The organism is Hyphomonas sp., from assembly GCF_040882205.1.
Classification (GTDB): Bacteria; Pseudomonadota; Alphaproteobacteria; order Caulobacterales; family Hyphomonadaceae; genus Hyphomonas.
Genome location: NZ_JBBEBT010000006.1, coordinates 1 through 1,506 on the forward strand (window position 1 = coordinate 1; position 1,506 = coordinate 1,506).

Here is a 1,506-nt window from a genome sequence, read left to right on the forward strand (position 1 = left end):
CAATCACCTAGGCCGACGAGCCACCCGCTTTTCCTTGCTTTTGCGCCCCCCTTCGCCTAGGCGCGCGCCTGTCCCTCGGGCTGGCTTTTACCGGTCAGTCCTGCGGGATGCCGCGAAAGGCATTCGGTCTTCGCGGCAGTTCGGCCTCTTGGCCCTCCCCTCGCAATGGTGCGACGGGCGGAGAAAGACCGGCGGATTCAACCGCCTGGCCGGTAAATTGATGATACGGGAATTCCAACCTTATGGCATCTTCTGCCAACCCCACCCGCGATGATTTCGCGGCAATGCTCGATGAACAGCTCGGCGGTGCCGATGGCGGCTTCGAAGGCCGCGTAGTCAAGGGCACAGTTACCGCAATTGAAAACGGCTTTGCCGTAATCGACGTGGGCCTCAAGTCCGAAGGCCGCATCTCCCTGCGCGAATTCTCGCGCGGCGAAGACGAGCATGGCCTGGTGGTCGGCGGCGAAGTCGAAGTGTTTGTCGACCGCGTCGAGAACGCTGACGGCGAAGCAATGCTCAGCCGCGATCGCGCCCGCCGCGAAGCCGCATGGGACAAGCTGGAAAGCGAATTTGGCGAAGGCAAGCGCGTCGAAGGCCGCATCTTCGGTCGCGTCAAGGGCGGCTTCACCGTCGATCTTGATGGCGCCGTGGCCTTCCTGTCCGGTTCGCAGGTCGATATCCGCCCGGTGCGCGATGTTACCCCGCTGATGGACATGCCGCAGCCGTTCCAGATCCTCAAAATGGATCGCCGCCGCGGCAACATCGTGGTCTCGCGCCGCGCCGTGCTGGAAGAAACCCGCGCCGAACAGCGCAGCGAGCTGATCGAAGGCCTGGCCGAAGGCATGATCACCGACGGCGTGGTCAAGAACATCACCGATTACGGTGCCTTCGTTGATCTGGGCGGTATCGACGGCCTGCTGCATGTCACCGACATGAGCTACAAGCGCGTCAACCACCCGAGCGAAGTGATCGAGATCGGCCAGACCGTGAAGGTCCAGATCATCCGCATCAATGCCGATACCCAGCGCATCAGCCTGGGCATGAAGCAGCTGGAATCGGATCCGTGGGAAGGCGTTGCCGCCAAGTACCCGATGGGCGCCAAGATCAGCGGCGTGGTGACCAACATCACCGAATACGGCGCGTTTGTGGAACTGGAAGCAGGCATCGAAGGCCTGGTCCACGTTTCGGAAATGAGCTGGACCAAGAAGAACGTCCACCCCGGCAAGATCGTCTCGACCTCGCAGGAAGTCGATGTGGTCGTGCTGGACGTCGACGCCTCCAAGCGCCGCATCTCGCTGGGCCTCAAACAGGCCCAGGACAATCCGTGGGACGCCTTCGTGGCCGCCAACCCGATCGGTTCGACCGTCGAGGGCGAGGTCAAGAACGCCACCGAATTCGGCCTGTTCATCGGCCTGGACAACGACATCGACGGCATGGTGCACCTGTCCGACCTGGACTGGAACGTCTCCGGCGAGGAAGCCATCCAGCGCTACCGCAAGGGCGAGA

General features: G+C 62.5%; 1 protein-coding gene. It reads left to right on the plus strand.

Going from position 1 to position 1,506, the window contains the following annotated elements; all coding sequences use genetic code 11:
• Positions 1–242: 242 nt before the first annotated feature.
• Positions 243–1,506, plus strand: a 1,264-nt coding sequence (locus WEA77_RS00225; RefSeq protein WP_368065863.1) for a 30S ribosomal protein S1, incomplete at its 3' end; no start/stop codon positions are given.